This window comes from Planococcus sp. ISL-109 (genome assembly GCF_018613655.1).
Taxonomy (GTDB): Bacteria; Bacillota; Bacilli; order Bacillales_A; family Planococcaceae; genus Planococcus.
The window spans coordinates 13,847-30,968 of record NZ_JAGGPW010000031.1 but is presented as its reverse complement, the minus strand read 5'-3'; the positions used below and the strand labels follow the sequence as shown (position 1 = coordinate 30,968).

The 17,122-nt window shown below is 49.4% G+C and carries 13 protein-coding genes, 17 tRNA genes and 1 rRNA gene; 25 read left to right on the top strand and 6 right to left on the bottom strand.

The annotated features are described in order from the left end of the window. Positions 1–86: 86 nt before the first annotated feature. The 20 genes from rrf to J7E21_RS15540 all read left to right on the top strand — a co-directional run bounded on the left by rrf (position 87) and on the right by J7E21_RS15540 (position 6,577). Positions 87–202: ribosomal RNA gene (gene rrf / locus J7E21_RS15635) — 5S ribosomal RNA — on the top strand. A 10-nt stretch (positions 203–212) separates the two neighbouring features. Further along, positions 213–287: transfer RNA gene (locus J7E21_RS15630), tRNA-Asn, on the top strand. Between the two features lie 4 nt (positions 288–291). Continuing rightward, positions 292–381: transfer RNA gene (locus J7E21_RS15625), tRNA-Ser, on the top strand. 20 nt (positions 382–401) lie between these two features. After that, positions 402–476 (top strand) — tRNA-Glu (locus J7E21_RS15620). Between the two features lie 6 nt (positions 477–482). After that, positions 483–558, top strand: a tRNA-Val gene (locus tag J7E21_RS15615). 40 nt (positions 559–598) lie between these two features. Next, positions 599–675: transfer RNA gene (locus J7E21_RS15610), tRNA-Met, on the top strand. Positions 676–678: 3 nt separating this feature from the next. Beyond that, positions 679–754 (top strand) — tRNA-Asp (locus J7E21_RS15605). A 13-nt stretch (positions 755–767) separates the two neighbouring features. Then, a tRNA-Phe gene (locus tag J7E21_RS15600) sits at positions 768–843 on the top strand. A gap of 18 nt (positions 844–861) precedes the next feature. Then, a tRNA-Thr gene (locus tag J7E21_RS15595) sits at positions 862–937 on the top strand. Positions 938–940: 3 nt separating this feature from the next. Next, positions 941–1,024, top strand: a tRNA-Tyr gene (locus tag J7E21_RS15590). A gap of 6 nt (positions 1,025–1,030) precedes the next feature. Continuing rightward, a tRNA-Trp gene (locus J7E21_RS15585) sits at positions 1,031–1,104 on the top strand. Positions 1,105–1,126: 22 nt separating this feature from the next. Next, a tRNA-His gene (locus J7E21_RS15580) sits at positions 1,127–1,202 on the top strand. A 37-nt stretch (positions 1,203–1,239) separates the two neighbouring features. After that, positions 1,240–1,315: transfer RNA gene (locus J7E21_RS15575), tRNA-His, on the top strand. A gap of 7 nt (positions 1,316–1,322) precedes the next feature. Next, a tRNA-Gln gene (locus tag J7E21_RS15570) sits at positions 1,323–1,394 on the top strand. 5 nt (positions 1,395–1,399) lie between these two features. Continuing rightward, positions 1,400–1,474 (top strand) — tRNA-Gly (locus tag J7E21_RS15565). A gap of 6 nt (positions 1,475–1,480) precedes the next feature. Next, a tRNA-Cys gene (locus J7E21_RS15560) sits at positions 1,481–1,554 on the top strand. Between the two features lie 9 nt (positions 1,555–1,563). Then, positions 1,564–1,647, top strand: a tRNA-Leu gene (locus J7E21_RS15555). 211 nt (positions 1,648–1,858) lie between these two features. Next, positions 1,859–1,942, top strand: a tRNA-Leu gene (locus J7E21_RS15550). A 513-nt stretch (positions 1,943–2,455) separates the two neighbouring features. Next, positions 2,456–5,140, top strand: a complete 2,685-nt coding sequence (locus J7E21_RS15545) for a cation-transporting P-type ATPase (RefSeq protein WP_215109458.1) — start codon at positions 2,456–2,458, stop codon at positions 5,138–5,140. A gap of 387 nt (positions 5,141–5,527) precedes the next feature. Then, complete coding sequence (locus J7E21_RS15540) at positions 5,528–6,577, top strand: C45 family autoproteolytic acyltransferase/hydrolase (protein WP_215109455.1); 1,050 nt, start codon at positions 5,528–5,530, stop codon at positions 6,575–6,577. A 25-nt stretch (positions 6,578–6,602) separates the two neighbouring features. On the opposite strand, the gene J7E21_RS15535 is transcribed toward J7E21_RS15540, so the two are convergent. Next, the gene (locus J7E21_RS15535; RefSeq protein ID WP_215109460.1) at positions 6,603–7,673 is read right to left on the bottom strand and encodes a C45 family autoproteolytic acyltransferase/hydrolase; all 1,071 of its coding nucleotides are present in this window, start codon (positions 7,671–7,673) and stop codon (positions 6,603–6,605) included. A 92-nt stretch (positions 7,674–7,765) separates the two neighbouring features. Then, positions 7,766–8,428 (bottom strand): B3/B4 domain-containing protein, encoded by a 663-nt coding sequence (locus J7E21_RS15530; RefSeq protein ID WP_215109453.1) that lies wholly within the window; start codon positions 8,426–8,428, stop codon positions 7,766–7,768. A gap of 65 nt (positions 8,429–8,493) precedes the next feature. Here J7E21_RS15530 and queG point away from each other — a divergent pair, with 65 nt between their 5' ends. The 3 genes from queG (at position 8,494) to J7E21_RS15515 (ending at position 10,752) form a co-directional block, all read left to right on the top strand. Continuing rightward, complete coding sequence (gene queG, locus J7E21_RS15525; protein WP_215109451.1) at positions 8,494–9,639, top strand: tRNA epoxyqueuosine(34) reductase QueG; 1,146 nt, start codon at positions 8,494–8,496, stop codon at positions 9,637–9,639. A gap of 10 nt (positions 9,640–9,649) precedes the next feature. After that, positions 9,650–10,123, top strand: coding sequence for a tRNA (uridine(34)/cytosine(34)/5-carboxymethylaminomethyluridine(34)-2'-O)-methyltransferase TrmL (gene trmL, locus J7E21_RS15520; protein ID WP_215109449.1), 474 nt, complete (start codon positions 9,650–9,652; stop codon positions 10,121–10,123). A 320-nt stretch (positions 10,124–10,443) separates the two neighbouring features. Beyond that, the gene (locus J7E21_RS15515) at positions 10,444–10,752 is read left to right on the top strand and encodes a hypothetical protein (protein ID WP_251048060.1); all 309 of its coding nucleotides are present in this window, start codon (positions 10,444–10,446) and stop codon (positions 10,750–10,752) included. 528 nt (positions 10,753–11,280) lie between these two features. Here J7E21_RS15515 and J7E21_RS15510 read toward each other — a convergent pair. Next, the gene (locus J7E21_RS15510) at positions 11,281–12,582 is read right to left on the bottom strand and encodes an NCS2 family permease (protein ID WP_215109446.1); all 1,302 of its coding nucleotides are present in this window, start codon (positions 12,580–12,582) and stop codon (positions 11,281–11,283) included. Between the two features lie 154 nt (positions 12,583–12,736). On the opposite strand from J7E21_RS15510, the gene J7E21_RS15505 reads away from it, so the two are divergent. After that, on the top strand, positions 12,737–13,567 hold the full coding sequence (locus J7E21_RS15505) for an aldo/keto reductase (protein WP_215109444.1): 831 nt from the start codon (positions 12,737–12,739) through the stop codon (positions 13,565–13,567). Between the two features lie 43 nt (positions 13,568–13,610). Here the strand turns inward: J7E21_RS15505 and J7E21_RS15500 are convergent, their stop codons facing one another. The 3 genes from J7E21_RS15500 to J7E21_RS15490 are packed head-to-tail and all read right to left on the bottom strand — an operon-like array spanning position 13,611 to position 15,405. Continuing rightward, on the bottom strand, positions 13,611–14,453 hold the full coding sequence (locus J7E21_RS15500) for an RluA family pseudouridine synthase (RefSeq protein ID WP_215109443.1): 843 nt from the start codon (positions 14,451–14,453) through the stop codon (positions 13,611–13,613). Between the two features lie 54 nt (positions 14,454–14,507). After that, the gene (locus tag J7E21_RS15495; protein ID WP_215109441.1) at positions 14,508–14,978 is read right to left on the bottom strand and encodes a thioredoxin family protein; all 471 of its coding nucleotides are present in this window, start codon (positions 14,976–14,978) and stop codon (positions 14,508–14,510) included. A gap of 1 nt (position 14,979) precedes the next feature. Continuing rightward, on the bottom strand, positions 14,980–15,405 hold the full coding sequence (locus tag J7E21_RS15490) for a disulfide oxidoreductase (protein WP_215109439.1): 426 nt from the start codon (positions 15,403–15,405) through the stop codon (positions 14,980–14,982). A 132-nt stretch (positions 15,406–15,537) separates the two neighbouring features. Between J7E21_RS15490 and J7E21_RS15485 the strand changes: the two genes are divergently transcribed. Next, the gene (locus tag J7E21_RS15485) at positions 15,538–17,082 is read left to right on the top strand and encodes a GNAT family N-acetyltransferase (RefSeq protein ID WP_215109437.1); all 1,545 of its coding nucleotides are present in this window, start codon (positions 15,538–15,540) and stop codon (positions 17,080–17,082) included. Positions 17,083–17,122 lie beyond the last annotated feature (40 nt).

The window sequence follows — 17,122 nt, the reverse complement described above, 5'->3', positions numbered from 1 at the left end:
AAGAATAAGATTAGATTTTTTTGAGAAAAAGCTTGAAAAAATCGGTATTATTGATATAATGAATCTTGTCTTTCAAATTAATACAGTCTAGTGATGATGGCAAAGAGGCCACACCCGTTCCCATCCCGAACACGGAAGTTAAGCTCTTTTGCGCCGATGGTAGTTGGGGGTCTCCCCCTGTGAGAGTAGGAAGTCGCTAGGCTGGTCATTATTCCGAAGTAGCTCAGTGGTAGAGCACCGCACTGTTAATGCGATGGTCGTAGGTTCGAGTCCTACCTTCGGAGCCAATATGGAGAGCTGTCCGAGTGGCCGAAGGAGCATGATTGGAAATCATGTAGGCGGGCAACCGTCTCAAGGGTTCGAATCCCTTGCTCTCCGCCAGTATTTTAAGCTCGAATAAAGGCCCCTTGGTCAAGCGGTTAAGACACCGCCCTTTCACGGCGGTAACACGGGTTCGAATCCCGTAGGGGTCACCATTATATGGAGGATTAGCTCAGCTGGGAGAGCATCTGCCTTACAAGCAGAGGGTCGGCGGTTCGATCCCGTCATCCTCCACCATTTCTTTCATAAATTATTGTAGAAGAAATTTTAATATTATCGCGGGGTGGAGCAGTTCGGTAGCTCGTTGGGCTCATAACCCAAAGGTCGCAGGTTCAAATCCTGCCCCCGCAACCAAATGGTCCCGTGGTGTAGCGGTTAACATGCCTGCCTGTCACGCAGGAGATCGCCGGTTCGATCCCGGTCGGGACCGCCATTTTTTTAAATATGGGTCAGTAGCTCAGTCGGTAGAGCATTAGATTGAAGCTCTAAGTGTCGGCGGTTCGATTCCGTCCTGACCCACCATATTTTCTTTTTCTCCATGCCGGAGTAGCTCAACTGGTAGAGCAACTGACTTGTAATCAGTAGGTTGAGGGTTCAAGTCCTTTCTCCGGCACCATTCGGTGGGGTAGCGAAGTGGCTAAACGCGGCGGACTGTAAATCCGCTCCTTCGGGTTCGGCAGTTCGAATCTGCCCCCCACCACCAGTTTTTAGGGGCATAGTTTAACGGTAGAACAGAGGTCTCCAAAACCTCCGATGTGGGTTCGATTCCTACTGCCCCTGCCAATTTTTAAAAAATTATATGATGGCGGTCGTGGCGAAGTGGTTAACGCACCGGATTGTGATTCCGGCACTCGGGGGTTCAATTCCCCTCGTCCGCCCCATAAGTTTTTACATTAAATTTAAATAATAAAAATGATGGCGGTCGTGGCGAAGTGGTTAACGCACCGGATTGTGATTCCGGCACTCGGGGGTTCAATTCCCCTCGTCCGCCCCAGTATTATTGGGGTATAGCCAAGTGGTAAGGCAACGGGTTTTGATCCCGTCATGCCCTGGTTCGAATCCAGGTACCCCAGCTTTTGCGGAAGTAGTTCAGTGGTAGAACGCCACCTTGCCAAGGTGGAGGTCGCGGGTTCGACCCCCGTCTTCCGCTCCATTATTTGGCGGCATAGCCAAGCGGTAAGGCATGGGTCTGCAACACCCTTACCACCGGTTCGAGTCCGGTTGCCGCCTCCATAATATTATGCCGGCGTGGCGGAATTGGCAGACGCGCGGGACTCAAAATCCCGTTCCTTCACGGGAGTGTCGGTTCGACCCCGACCGCCGGTATCATGTTCATCACTCTGCCAAGTGATGGAAGTTGAAAGTCCTGACTTAATTGTCAGGGCTTTTTCTATTAGTCATTTAGGATAACTATATTAAGAAGAGAAGTGAAAAAAATTTCGAAAAAAAATGAATACCCCTTGCAAAACAAACGATTTATTAATATAATAATTAATGTTCCTTAAAGTAGTGAACGAATACAGCTTGTTGCTATTATGCCGGCGTGGCGGAATTGGCAGACGCGCGGGACTCAAAATCCCGTTCCTTCACGGGAGTGTCGGTTCGACCCCGACCGCCGGTATCATGTTTATCGCTCTGCCAAGCGATAAAGACTGTAAGGCCCTGACTCAGTCAGGGCCTTTTTTCTTTTCTTTCCGAAACCGTAGAGCAGATAGTGGCTTTATTCTTCTCCGTCTTCAGGTGCTGCTGTAAGGAAAGGCTCAATTCAACTTGCTTAAGTGGAAAGCTGTGTTTTGCATGGTAGGTTAAGGGCAGCTGATACTAAGTGATTTTTAGAACTATGAAGACTCTTAACAAAAGCGCAGGAGATTTTTTATAGTGGAAAGTAATCGAAGAGAACAGCCGCTTTGCAGTTTGCTTCTATGAACAAAGCGGATATGGCCGAATTGACGGGTGTGCTAGGTTCAGGAGCTAGTGGGACAGCGTGCGTGTTCGAGTCTCTTATGAAAAAAGATAGCTTCCAAGTGGGAGCTATCTTTTTTTGTGCACTGTATGCTTCAAGAAGAAAATGTGCTGAAGGCAATGCACCTCATGTTATAATAATCAAAATCATAATTATGGCAGGGGTGGCAATGTGGCTGAAGAACAATGGTTTCACCGTGAACTTAAGGATGTACTCGATGAGCAAGCGGTCCGCTTAGAGCAGGGCTTGAATGAAGCTGAAGCTTCGAACAGGCTGGAGACCTGGGGTTACAATGAATTACCGGAAGGAAAGCGTAAACCCGCAATTGTAAAGTTTCTCAAGCATTTTCATGATGTGCTGATCTATGTCTTGTTGGCAGCGGCAGTCATTACTGTTGTGCTCGGCCATTACTTGGATACTACCGTTATACTGGCAGTCGTGGTGATCAATGCAACAATCGGTTACATCCAGCAGAACAAAGCCGAGAAAGCATTGGAGAGCATACGAAATATGCTGTCTGTTAAAGCAGCGGTTCTACGTTCGGGCAAGCGGATGGAAATTCCGGCTACAGAGCTGGTGCCTGGAGATTTGGTTTATTTAAGGGCGGGCGATAAAGTACCTGCGGATATGCGTCTTGCAGAAGAGTCGAATTTGCAGGTAGAGGAGTCGTCTTTGACGGGCGAGTCAGATGCCGTCGATAAACAGATGGACAAGCTTCCCGGTGATACGGTGCTAGGCGACCGGACGAATATGGTGTTTGCCGGCACTTTGGTCGCTTCGGGATCTGGCCTGGGAATAGTCGTCGCAACAGGAGAACATACTGAACTCGGGAAAATCAGCAGCGCGATGGAGTCGGTCGAAAAATTACAGACACCGCTATTAAAACAGACGGCTCAATTCGGCAAACTGATTTCGGTGATTATCGTGCTGAGTGCGACCGGTATGTTCTTTATCGGCTACTGGTTCCATGACTATGAGACTGCTGAGTTATTATTGGCGATCATCGGCTTGACGGTAGCGGCGATTCCGGAAGGCCTGCCTGCAATATTATCTATTATCTTGGCGCTGGGTGTACAGACGATGGCCGGAAAAAATGCAATTGTCCGGAACTTGCCGTCAGTTGAAACGCTTGGGGCCGTAACGGTTATTTGTTCGGACAAAACCGGGACTTTGACGAAAAATGAAATGACAGCGACTTCTGTTATTCTTGCAGAGAAAGAAATCGATGTCAGCGGTGTCGGCTACTCACCGGAGGGAACTTTGCAGCAAGCTGGAAGCAGTATCAGCTTAGCCGATCATCCTGACTTAGCAAAATTTTTAGTCTGCGTAAAAACGGTAAATGACGCCCAGCTGGTCAAAGAAGACAAGGGGAGCTGGACAGTGAGCGGAGGTGCGACAGAAGGCTGTCTGCTGACTCTTGCGGAAAAGGCGGATGAGCCTGTTGAGAAGTTGGCGATGCTCTCGAAAATCCCGTTCGATTCTTCCTATAAATATATGGCGGCTTTGGTCGAGGAACGGGGCAGAAAATGGATCTATGTCAAGGGAGCTCCGGAAAAGCTCTTGGAGATGGTTCCAGACAAAGAGCGGGCGTTGTGGGAGGCGAAGATTGCCACGCATGCAAAACGCGGTGAGCGCCTTTTGGCGGCTGCTGCAAAGCAAGTCAGTGATGATGCTGAATCAATCGGGCATGAGGATGTGGAAAGCGGCTTTGAATTTTTGGGAATGGCAGGCATTCTCGATCCGCCGCGTGAAGAAGTGATTGACTCGATTGCCCAGTGCAAAAAGGCCGGCATTCGGGTGAAGATGATTACCGGGGACCACAAAGAGACCGCAGTGGCGATCGGAGCAAAATTGGGAATCGGGGATGGCATCAAAGCAATCGAAGGCCGTGAGCTTGATGAGCTGGACGCACAGCAGCTAGAAGCGGCTGTGCAGGAGTATGATATCTTCGCCCGCACCAGCCCGACCAATAAGTTGCAATTGGTGGAAGCTTTGCAAGCTCAGAACCAGGTTTGTGCGATGACAGGGGACGGAGTCAATGATGCCCCTGCTTTGAAACGTGCGGATATCGGCATTGCCATGGGCATTAAGGGAACGGAAGTGTCGAAAGAAGCGGCAGAGATGGTACTGGTCGATGATAATTTCAGTACGATCGTCAATGCCGTTAAAGAAGGCCGGCGGGTTTATGATAACTTGAAAAAAACCATTTTGTTCATTTTGCCGACGAATGTATCGGAAGGCTTGCTCATCTTCATCAGCATCCTTTTCGGTACGACAATTCCGCTTACACCGGTGCAGATTTTGTGGGTCAACATGATTACAGCGGTGACGATTTCCTTGGCGATTGCGTTTGAAAAGCTGGAGCCGGGAACGATGGAGCGGCCGCCGCGCAAAGCGAATAGCCCCTTGCTCAGCGGATATTATATTTTTCGGATCATTTTTGCATCAGCGATTATTGGAGGCGGGATTCTGTGGATGAACAGTGTATTGGAGGCAAGAAATTACAATCAAGGCATTTTGCAGACGATGACTCTGCAGGCATTGGTCATTTCGCAGCTCTTTTATATGTTCAATTGCCGGAGCGAGCGGCGCTTTGCGCTGAACCGCGACTTCTTTTCCAATAAGGCGGCTTTCGTCGTATCGGGGATATTGATTTTGGTGCAGCTTTCAGTGACTTATGTGCCATTTATGAATACGCTGCTCGGCACTGAACCGATTGGGCTTCAGTATTGGATATGGCCGCTGCTGATTGGCCTGAGTGTGTTTGTCATTGTGGAGCTGGAAAAATGGCTCGTTCACCATGTGATGGGCAGGCATTTATATCGCAAAACAACAAACAAATCAGAGCGTGATTGAACTACCCCCACTTTTACTTCTTGTAGGAGTGGGGAATCCTGCGAACACCTTCGTAACCGAACGTTATTTAGCAGGCTAACTCCGTAGTTCCTACGGTTACGTTGAGTATCTTGTACGTTTGCTTTTAACGCTCCCTACTTCAGCTTGGTTTTGCAACTTCGGTGAGAGTGCGGCGACTGAATATTGAAGATTTCACCTGATAGACGCATTTCAACCCTATATCTTCAGTTTTCAAAGAGCATTGTGTACATAGCTATCGTACCCAAATGTATGGATCATAAATCGAACGTGTGTTCGTATAGTGGCGTCATTCCTCAATTCTTGTGGGGTTGCCCTTGACTAAATTGAAGCGGGAGCCTTCTGTTAGAAGCTGATAAAGGAGGAGTTATGAGACAGATACATAGTGAAATCATCGAATTTAGAGGAAGCCATTATGATTACGGTGTGATGCAGGGGACCGCGCTGAAAGAATCGATCACGCTGCAGAACCGGCGGGGCCAGTGGAAAAGCAAGCGGCCGCGCTTTGTCATCGATCCAGCTGAAGCGAAAGCGGCATTCAATGAATATGCTCCGAAGCTTTGGGAAGAATTGAAGGGACTCGAAGACAGTTTGCAGCTGCCGACACAAGATGTGCTGCGCGATTTTGGAGGTTACCGGATCGATGCGCCGCCGTCCGGCTGTTCGATTGCCAGCGGAGAAGATTTTTTAGTGCGCAATTATGATTTCCACCCGCAGACATATGAAGGCAGGTTCTGCTTGTTTCAGCCAGCTGAGGGAAACGCCATCATCGGGCCAAGCCAGCGCATCTTGGGGCGGATGGATGGCATGAACGAGCATGGCCTTGCGATGGGCTATAATTTTATGCACCGAAAAAACCCGGGCGACGGTTTTGTCTGCTATATGATCGGCCGCATTATTCTTGAAAGCTGTGCAACGATTGAAGAGGCTGTCGCTTTAGTGAAAGATATTCCGCACCGGGGTTCATTCAGCTATGTCGTGACAGACAGAAGCGGCGTAACGAAAGTCATCGAGGCGACGCCGCGCGAAGTAGTTGTGCGGGAAGCTTCTGCGTGCACGAATCATTTTGAAATTCAGCAGCATGAGAACCGCAATTATTTAAAAGACTCATACGAAAGATTATCGGTTATCGAACAAAATGCGGAAGACGCTGAGGAAGCTTACCGTGCGTATCGATTGTTCAATGATACAGGCAGGGGACTGTTTTCGGATTTGTATAAGAGCTGGGCAGGGACGATCCATACGTCCGTGTATTTGCCGAAAGAGCAGGAAGTGTGGTTTGCAATCGGCGGCGACCAGGAGCCGGTAGTTTTTAACTTCAGCGAATGGCTGCAGGGGAAAGCCGTTAAAGGCAAAATGATCCATGGACAGCTCGACACGGGCATCGGATTTGCCCATACCGATCCCTTATTTACGTAAAAAACGGCTGGAGCGAACTTTCGCTCTAGCCGTTTTTCTGTTGCAGGGCAGCCATATCGTCGAGGTGCGGAAATGGAAAATGCGTATCGATTTTTCCGTTGATGCGCTTGGCCAGCAAACGCTCGCCTTGGAGCCATTTCTGGAAATCGAACATCAGTGGCAGACGGTCCGGGCCAATCGCGAAACCGACTTCCAGGCTATCCGGAAAATAAGAGGCCGTATGCAAGGTGCCGGAAGCGGTGCTGTATTTGGTAGAGAACACGCCTTGTGCGGAATCGTTCAGCAAGCGGAACGCTGCGTAGGCATCATTCGATGTACTGGCATGAGTCAGCAATGCTTGTTCGCGGCGTTTTGAATCGTCGATCTGGTAGCGGTTTTCCTCGGACAGGATTTCAAAGTGGTTGGTCGAAACAGCGGCTTCTCGCACGATGACGTTGCGCGGGGAAGTTTCTGCGACGACGCTTCTTCCGCTCCTATCCAACAGCACGTAGCTGAACGACCGGCGGTGGGGCAGTTCATTCAGCAAATCGATCGCTTCTTCGACTGTCGCGCAGTGCTCGAGTATGAGCCGTCCGATCATATTGCAAATAAAGCCGTCTGCGGAGTTGCGGCGGTTGATGAAGTTATAGCCCATCGTAAGGCCTTTTTCATTCAGCCCGTCTGTCCGCCCGGTAATTTGCATGGACGGTCCGATAGACGCGTAACCGCCGTCTGTCGGCTCATATAAAGCGAATCGGCCTTCATAGCCTTGCGGCGAACTGTCGTAATTGCGTACGAGAAAATCAGTGTGGCTTATAATCGAGCAGCCGCTTCTCGTATACTCGATATAATAGCCGCCGAATTCCCGCAAGGCATCGACGAATGGCCATTCCAAAGCATCGGCGAGCCCTTCGATTTCTTCCCAAATGCGCGGGGCGAAGCGTTCGAGCATTTCGATGGATTGTGCTTCATCGGTCAATAGCTGTCGGCTGTTTTGCCCGCGCTGCGCTTTGCGGTTCGGCAAAAGCAATGAATCCCGCAGCAGCTCGCCTTGATGATGGCCGAAATCGTAATGGCTGCCGCGGAATTGGATAACGTCACTGTGCACTTTTTTCATCATATATCCCTCTTTTTTATCTCGATATCAAAAGAATACTAGAGTTAAAGGTGGAAGAAAAAGAATATGCCTGAAGCGTAGGCTTCAGGCAATTATAGGACAAATACTTCGGCTTGGCCGCCGTTGATACCGGTGAACATATTGCTTGCTGCAGTCAATAGCTGGAAGGCATTGTCGCGGTCCATCGAGGGGCGGAGGTAAAAGACGTGCATGGCTTCTGTCGTCTTGTCGGTCACTGCGGTGCGTTTTGAATCGACATATGGGCTGCCGAAAGCGCCTTTTGCGTCACGCGCGACGAGTATGCGGTCTAACGTGTTTTCACGATTATTCAAGCCTTCAAAGCGATCATTCGAAGTGCCGATAGCAATTTCAACGTCGCCTTCAATTTGTTTCCGGTCGTATAAACCAAGCGGAATTTCGTATTGCAGCGATAAAAAGCTGTTCATATCAATCGCTGAATTGACGGGTGTCAAATAGTTTTGCTTGCGCACACGGCGGTACAAGGCTTCTGCAGAAGGCCGGTAGCGGTTCGGGTCGCCGCCAAATGCTTTCCAGGCTAGCTTCCATTCCAGAAGGCCGGGGAAATCCGTCAGTTCTTTGTCGTCCATATCAAAAAACAATTGCTCTTGGAATAGCTGCAGACGGCCTTTTAACATTTGAGGTGAATCCGAAACGGTGATATTGTTATAATGAATAATGCCGATTTTAAATTCAGGCACAATCTTTGTGATTTCAGGGTTTAGCTCTAAGTCCACAGCACTCATCCTTTCCGTAAATATTAGCCTAATCTTACCATAAATTGGAGCAAGGAGTTATTGACATGAACTTGGATCAATTCCAACAACAACTAGTTGCGTATGCCGCGGAAATCGGAATTGACAAGATCGGCTTTGCTTCGGCCGAACCTTTTTTCAGTTTAAAGCATCGGCTGATCCGCCAGCAGCAATTGAACTTCCAGTCCGGCTTTGAAGAGGCGGACGTGGACAAGCGGACGCGTCCTGAATTGTTATTGGAAGAACCGGTGAGCATCATTGCGATTGCAATCGCTTATCCATCGAAAATGGAAGGGGCGACGCCAGGTGTTAAGGGTGCGCGGCGCGGGATTTTCTCACGCTCTTCCTGGGGCAAGGATTACCATGCAGCGCTCCGGGAGCGGCTTGCTTTACTGGAGGCGTTCATCGTTGCCCATTATCCGGATGCGCGCACGAAGTCGATGGTCGATACTGGCGAATTGTCCGACCGTGCGGTTGCGGAGCGCGCCGGCATTGGTTGGAGTGCGAAAAACACGAACATCATCACACCGGAATTCGGCTCGTATGTCTACCTCGGGGAAATGATCACAAATATTCCATTTGTGTACGATGAGCCGATGGAAGACCAATGCGGCGATTGCCGGCTTTGCATCGATACGTGCCCGACCGGTGCGATTGTCGAAGGCGGACAATTGAATGCACAGCGCTGCATTTCGTTTTTGACGCAGACAAAAGGTTTTCTGCCGGATGAGTTCCGCACAAAAATCGGCAATAGGCTTTATGGCTGCGACACGTGCCAGACGGTGTGCCCGAAAAACAAGCGGAAAGCGAACCGCATCCATCCGGATTTCGACCCCGATCCGGACATCGCAAAGCCGCTGCTTGAGCCGCTTTTGACGATATCAAACCGGGAATTTAAAGAAAAGTTCGGCCATGTCTCAGGCTCATGGCGGGGGAAAAAACCGATCCAGCGCAACGCCATTCTGGCACTTGCCCATTTCAAGGAAGAGTCTGCAGTGCCGGTATTGATTGAATTGATGGAGACGGATCCACGACCGGTCATTCGCGGCACTGCGGCTTGGGCGCTCGGCCGCATTGGAACAGCAGAAGGTATGGATGCGTTACTGGAAGTGCAAAAGTTGGAAAAAGACGAAGAGGTCTTAGCGGAAATCGCAAAAGGCTTGGCATTTTTTTCTTCAGAAACGAAAGGATAAGTGAATAGCTTTGGGAATACACATCGTGTTATATCAACCTCTTATTCCGGCGAATACCGGAAATATTGCCCGCTCCTGTGCGGGGACGGGCGTCAGCCTCCATTTGATCCGGCCGCTTGGATTCTCTACAGATGATAAAATGCTCAAGCGTGCAGGGCTCGATTATTGGGAGCATGTGGATATCCATTACCACGATTCCCTGGATGAATTATTTTCGGCTTATCCAGATGGCAAATATCATTACATCACGAAGTTCGGGACCAAAACTTACAGCTCGTTCGATTTTTCGGATTCACAAGAAGATTATTTCTTTGTCTTCGGCCAGGAGACGAAAGGATTGCCGAAGGAATTGATCGATGCGAACCTAGATCGTTGCCTGCGCATTCCGATGAATGAACATATCCGTTCGCTCAATTTGTCGAACACGGCAGCGATTTTGATGTATGAGGCGCTTCGCCAGCAAGGCTATCCGAACTTGTCATAAACAAACAAAAAAGGACAGCGCACAGCGCTGTCCTTTTGCTTTTTACATTATTGTCTTTTGTCTGTGCCAGGTTTGTCATCGTATCCAGCGGTGAAGATAGCTACCAAAAACGATACACAAATCCCCAAGATTAAGATCAAGTTCATGAATGACGACCTCCTTGAAATTTGCATCTGTGTTTAGTATAGCGTAACAACGGGAAAAATGAAATATGGAAGCCGATCGAAAATATGGACATTTTCCGTCCATTCGAAAAATGTGAAACTTTTTCGTTCGTGATGCGTATATACGGGTAGGAAAAAAGGAAAGGATGAACCGATATGAAAATGAAGACATCCGTTGCGTTGCTTTGGATTACGGGTCTTGCGGAGGCATTTCTGGCAATTCCGTTCATCGGAGGCGGATTTGTGATTTCTGCCGGCTATTCACCGCTTGGCGTCATGTTCGTGCTGCACGCGATTACGTTGTTCTATTGCTTTAAAGAGTATTCGCCGAAGTCTGGATCGATTCTCGGAATCATTACAAGTACACTCGCTTGGATTCCATTGATTGGCTGGGCTCTGCATTTGCTGACAGCGATGGTGCTGTTGATTTCAGCCGCAGTGTCTGGACGTACAGCTAGAATTTAACAGCAAAAGCATCGGAAGCCCGATGCTTTTTTTGTTTGGGAAAGTAATGGCGGGATGAAAGGTGTTTTGATGTGAAAGGTGTGATGGAAGGTTTCGCTTCAACTGGGCGGGAAATTTTGTCTAAATAGCTTGCGCTTCGTCTCTTAATTTATAGTGGTAATGAAACGTGTAGTTTTCTTACACCAGTAGATATTGTTATATTTTTCTCGTCTATTATATAGAAATTTCTGCTACTAACTCCACCAAGGAAGCGATTCCCCCAGCTGTGGATGAATCCAATAGAAGTAGATAAGTTTCAACACTAAGAAACCAATGGAAAAGAAAAGCCGCCTCGCGCTCATGGGTGAGTCGTAGCATTGAGACAGATGACCTTCCTGGGGAGGCCAACCCAAAGTGAGGCGGTGAATCCATGCGTGATGCCCGAACAACCAGCGATATATTCCACACAACAATTCCAGCCCGTTTTTTTCACACCCCTAATCATTGACATAAAACAATCCCCCGCACATTTCTGTGTGGGGGATTGTTTTAATGCGGTGCGATCAGGATTTGGATTGTGAACAGTACGGCGAAAATATAAAGGATCGGGTGGACGGTTTTCCATTTGCCCTTGAAGATTTTCATGAGCGGGTAGGAGATGAACCCGAGCGCAATGCCGGTAGCGATGCTCGATGTGAGCGGCATTGCCAGAATGATCAGGAACGCTGGGAAGGCTTCATCGAATTGGTCCCAGTCGATTTGTTTGACGGCTTTGATCATCAGGCTGCCGACGATGATCAAAGCAGGAGCGGTAATGGCCGCCACACCGGATAACGAGCCGACGAGTGGGCCGAAAAAGGCGGCTGCGATAAAGAGGATTGCGACCGTCAAAGTTGTCAGTCCCGTCCGTCCGCCTGCTGCGACGCCGGCAGATGATTCGACGTAGGCGCTTGTCGGGCTTGTCCCGACCATGGCACCGGCGCTGGCGGCGACGGAATCGGCAAGCAATGCCTGGCGAATGCGAGGCATTTTATTGTCTTTCATGAGCCCGGCTTGTTTGGCGACGCCGATCATTGTGCCGGTCGTATCAAACAAAGTGACGAGCAGGAACGAGAACACGACACCATAAAGGCCGAATTCGACGACGAGCATAGCAGCTTCAATCGGGTTCCAGACGATGATGCCTTCCGGAAGCGATGGCAACTGCATAAGTTTTTCTCCGAACTCCAATTGACCGGTAAAGAAGGCGATGATGCCAGTAGCGATCATGCCGAAGAAAATGCCGCCGTGTAAATTCAAGGACATGAAAATGAGTGTGATGGTCAGTCCCGCGAGCGTCAGTGCGACAGGCGGGGAAGTGAGGTCGCCGAGTCCGACAAGGTTTGCGTCATTGGCGACAATCAATCCGCTGAGGCGCATGCCGATGAATGCGATAAACAAACCGATGCCGGCCGTGATGGCGTATTTCAAGTTTTCCGGAATGGCTTGGATGAGGATTTTGCGCATCGATGTCAGCGACAAGGCAACAAACAGCAATCCGGAAACAAAGACCGCGGCGAAAGCGGTCGTATAATCAATGGCGCCGTCAGAGGCAAGAACCATAGAAGTAAAGTAAGCGTTGAGCCCCATGCCAGGTGCAATGGCGATCGGGTAATTGGCGAGCAGCGCCATCCACAATGTGCCGATGACGGCTGCGATGATGGTGGCGAGAAATACTTGGTCGAACGGAACGCCAGCGGCACCCAAAATGACCGGGTTGACGATGACGATATAGGCCATTGTCAGGAACGTCGTCATGCCGGCTGTAATTTCGGTTCTGACATCTGTTCCGTGTTCTTTTAACTGAAACATGGAAACCCTCCTTATAAACACGAACGATTTAAACAACACGTTTAATAATATTCGTTTTTAATATCGGATGCAAGAGCTTTCTCAATCTGATGGGGAATAGTCGAAATTCCCCTCGACTATTTGTACAATGGAAAAGAAGAGGAGGAGAAGTGTTATGGATTTGACGATCGAATCGACGAAGACTTTACATAATGGAGTGGAAATGCCGCGCTTTGGCCTTGGCGTTTATAAGATGACCGAGAAGCAAGCCGCGGTGGAAGCGATGGTCCAAGCGATTCAGATTGGCTATAAGGCGATTGATACGGCTACGGTCTATGATAACGAAGCAGAAGTCGGGGAAGCGGTCCGTGCTAGCGGCGTTTCGAGGGAAGAGCTTTTCATCACATCGAAAGTATGGAACACTGATCAAGGCTATGACCAGACTTTGCGTGCATTTGAAGCTTCACTGAAACGTTTGGATATGGACTATTTGGATTTGTATTTGACGCATTGGGCGATTCCGGAGACCTTTGAAGAAACGTACCGGGCAATCGAGCGTTTGTATGACGAGAAACTGATCCGCGCAACAGGCGTTTCCAATCACCAACAGCACCACCTTGAGAAAATTCTCCATAAGGCGAATACCAAGCCGATGGTCAATCAAATCGAGCTGCATCCGCAATTGACGCAACAACCGCTGCGGGATTATTGCGCATCTCAAGACATTGCGGTCACGTCGTGGTCTCCGCTTGCGAGAGGGCGCCTGCTCGATGACCCGATATTAACGGAAATCGGCAATAAGCACGGGAAATCAGTTGTGCAAACCGTTATCCGTTGGCATTTGCAAAATGATTTGATCGTCATCCCGAAATCGGTGACGCCGTCACGCATCGCAGAAAATGCCGATGTCTTCGATTTTACGTTAAGCGCAGAAGAATTGAAGCAGATTTCACAGTTGAATGAGGATTGGCGTACTGGAACACATCCAGACGAAATCACAGTCTAAATAAAAAAAAGCCAGCGAAAAAATATTCGCTGGCTTTTTTCTATTATTCTTTTGCTTCGATATCGACCTGCTGTCCGGTGAACGGATGGATGAAGGCGATGCGGAAAGCGTGCAAAAAGTATTCGCCGTCCTCTGTCGGCGGGCCGCCGTAAAGTTCGTCGCCGATGATCGGATGTTTGCTATGGGACAGGTGGGCGCGTATTTGATGGGTGCGCCCGGTCTCCAATGTCAAATGAAGCAACGAGCGGCCATCCGCACGTTCGATCACGCGGTAATGCGTCACTGCGCTTTGGCCGTTTGGTGAAACGCGTCTGCGCGTGGCGTGGTGGCGGTCACGGCCGAGCGGAAAGTCGAGCGTGCCGGACTGACCGCGGACAAGGCCTTTGACGAGCGCTTCGTATTCGCGCTTGACCAGTTTTTGCTCCACCATGCGGTCCATGACGTTTTTTGCGATCGGATGCTTTGCCACGAGCAATAAGCCAGATGTGCCTTGGTCGAGCCGGTGGATATGTTCGAGGTAAGTGCCTCCGGATTTCTGCACGTAAGCGATCAAGCCATTGACGAAGGTATCGTCCTGATGGTCTTCATTCGGGTGCGTGGCGAGTCCTTTTGGTTTATTGGCGATGATGAAATGCTCGTCTTCGAACAAAATTTCCGGTTCGATCGATGCGTTCGGCCGGTAAGGCGATTGTGCTTCTGGAGTCGTGACGACGAGCACCGTGCCTTTTTCCAGCGGTTCCTGCCAGCGCGGTTCGCTGCCGTCTTCTAGGCGGACGCCTTTCGCCATGCGCAGTTCGTGGACGATCTTTTTGCCGAGGCCCCATTCATTTTTCAAAAGCTCCAATACGGTCATCTGGTCTTCCGGTATGCTGTAATTCCAACTCATTTTGTAGTCCTCCATAAAAACGGGATCATGCGCGCGGCACATGATCCCGTTTTGTTATTTTTTCACGACTTCTTCGAAAAATTGTTCGATGTTTTCTTTTGGCTGTGCACCGACCCAACGTGCAATTTCCTGGCCATCTTCATAATGGACCAATGTCGGTGTGGCCTCAAGCGCATAATCCGCCCAGCCTTGTTCGTACTCGAGCAAATTGTACTGGAGCACGTCGATATCTTTCTCTTCAGCGACCGGCATTAAAACAGGGGTCGTTTCCTGGCAAAACTGGCAAGTCGGGCTATAGAAATAAACCGTTGTTGGTTCGCCGCTTTGGATCTGTTCGTTCACTTCCTCAGGCAAGACGATGTTCTGGTAATTTTCATCATCGAGCTGATCGATGGTTGCCGGATTTAAATCGTCTGTATCGTAAGGGTTGTTTGCCATTTTTTCGCTTTGCGATTGATTCGTTAAAAAGACGATCAAGGCAAAGATGGCGAGAACCACACCTGCGATAATCAGCAGCTTTTTCATTTTATTGTTCCTCCTTTAATGATTTCCACAAATAGACGCTCGTTCCTGCAATCAACACAAATGCGACGAGTGCAAGAAACGGGATCGTGATGAACCCGAGATAATTGATGTATTCCCCTGTACACGGCACTTGTCCGCATGACGGTGCGGAATCCGACAGAAACTTGAGTTTTTGTATACCATAATGATACAGCGAAACAGCACCGCCGACAACGGATAGAGCGAGCGTCGTCAATGCGATGCGCGGATTTTTCTGTATATAGGCGATGCCGATGATAATGATGAGAGGATACATGAAGATGCGCTGCACCCAGCAGAGCTCACATGGGAGATAGCCCCGGATTTGGGAAAAATAAAGCGAGCCAAGTGTCGCAATCAGGGACACACCCCACATAAACAGCAAACTGTTTTCTTGACGCTTCGTCATCTAGCGACCCTCTTTTCCGAAATGGTTTCCTTTTGAAGTATAATTCTTCCGCACGTACAAGTAAAATAATATCAACAACCGTCTCGATGGGCTATAATTAACTTTGAAACTTTTATGAAGGAGAGCGGTAACGTGGCAGAACAATTCGATTTATCCCATTTTGAAAAAAGCATGATCATCCGCGAGATGACTTATGCTGACATACCTGCCATTTTGGAAATGCAACAGCTTTGCTTTCCGGGAATGGATCCTTGGAAAGAAGAGCAGCTGCGAAGCCATTTAGGCGTTTTTGGGCAAGGCCAGATTATCGCAGAACTCGACGGCACAGTGATCGGTTCCTGCTCCAGTCTTTTGATTAATTTTGATGAATACGATGACCGCCATACATGGGACGACGTCACAGACGGCGGTTATATTACAAATCATAACCAAGACGGCTATAATATGTACGGCATCGAAGTGATGGTGCATCCGGAGTACCGCCGCATGCAAGTCGGGCAGCGCCTCTATGAAGCACGCAAAGAACTCGCGCGCGAACTGAACTTGAAGTCGATTATCATCGGCGGGCGCATTCCGAACTACCACAAGCATGCAGACGAAATGTCTCCGCGCGAATACGTCGATGCGGTGTCACGCCATAAAATTTATGATCCGGTACTGACGTTCCAGTTGATGAACGGCTTCCAGCTCATGCGCATCAACCCGGGGTATTTGCAGGACGACACAGCATCCGGAAAATACGCAACACTTATGGAATGGAACAATGTCGACTATAAGCCGATATCGAAACGCCATTTCAAAACCAGTCTGCCGGTGCGGATTTGCGTCGTCCAATATTTGATGCGTGCAATCAGTTCGTTCGACGATTTGGCGAACCAAGTCGAGTACTTCGTCGACGTCGCTTCCGATGCGCATTCTGATTTTGTCGTGTTCCCGGAAATCTTCACGTCGCAATTGATGTCGTTCTTGAATGAACCATCCCCGAGCCAGGCAGTCCGCAAATTGACGGAGTTCACACCGCAATACATCGAGCTCTTCACGGACCTCGCTGTACGCTATAACGTCAACATCATCGGCGGCTCCCATTTCGTTAAGGAAGAAGACGACGAAATCTACAACATCGCCTATTTGTTCCGCCGCGACGGCTCGATCGACAAGCAATACAAAATTCACATCACGCCGAACGAACGCAAATGGTGGGGCATTTCCGCCGGCGATTCGGTGCGTGTATTCGATACGGATTGCGGCAAGATTGCCATCCAAATCTGCTACGACATCGAGTTCCCGGAACTTGCCCGCATCGCGACCGATATGGGTGCCAACATTATCTTCACGCCGTTTTGTACGGAAGACCGACAAGGCTATTTGCGCGTCCGCTACTGCGCACAGGCCCGTGCGGTCGAGAACCAGATCTACACGGTCATTTCCGGAACGGTCGGAAACTTGCCGCAAACAGAAAACATGGATATCCAGTACGCGCAATCTGGAATTTTTGCGCCGTCTGATTTTGAATTCGCACGCGATGGCATCGTCGGGGAAACCAACCCGAACTTAGAGATGGTGCTGATCGGTGATGTCGACTTGGAAATTCTCAGACGCCAGCGCCAAGACGGCACCGTCAAGCAATTGAAGGACCGCCGCCATGACGTCTACCGCGTCGAATACAAAAAAGATTAACTGCAGCCGCTCCGAATGGGGGCGGCTTTTTGATGGGGAA

Excerpts from the sequence above, each read along its gene's own strand:
- J7E21_RS15540 (WP_215109455.1), top strand. The coding sequence starts at position 5,528 with ATGAGACAGATACATAGTGAAATCATCGAATTTAGAGGAAGCCATTAT.
- J7E21_RS15535 (WP_215109460.1), bottom strand. The coding sequence starts at position 7,673 with ATGAAAAAAGTGCACAGTGACGTTATCCAATTCCGCGGCAGCCATTAC.
- queG (WP_215109451.1), top strand. The coding sequence starts at position 8,494 with ATGAACTTGGATCAATTCCAACAACAACTAGTTGCGTATGCCGCGGAA.
- J7E21_RS15515 (WP_251048060.1), top strand. The coding sequence starts at position 10,444 with ATGAAAATGAAGACATCCGTTGCGTTGCTTTGGATTACGGGTCTTGCG.
- J7E21_RS15510 (WP_215109446.1), bottom strand. The coding sequence starts at position 12,582 with ATGTTTCAGTTAAAAGAACACGGAACAGATGTCAGAACCGAAATTACA.
- J7E21_RS15505 (WP_215109444.1), top strand. The coding sequence starts at position 12,737 with ATGGATTTGACGATCGAATCGACGAAGACTTTACATAATGGAGTGGAA.
- J7E21_RS15500 (WP_215109443.1), bottom strand. The coding sequence starts at position 14,453 with ATGAGTTGGAATTACAGCATACCGGAAGACCAGATGACCGTATTGGAG.
- J7E21_RS15495 (WP_215109441.1), bottom strand. The coding sequence starts at position 14,978 with ATGAAAAAGCTGCTGATTATCGCAGGTGTGGTTCTCGCCATCTTTGCC.
- J7E21_RS15490 (WP_215109439.1), bottom strand. The coding sequence starts at position 15,405 with ATGACGAAGCGTCAAGAAAACAGTTTGCTGTTTATGTGGGGTGTGTCC.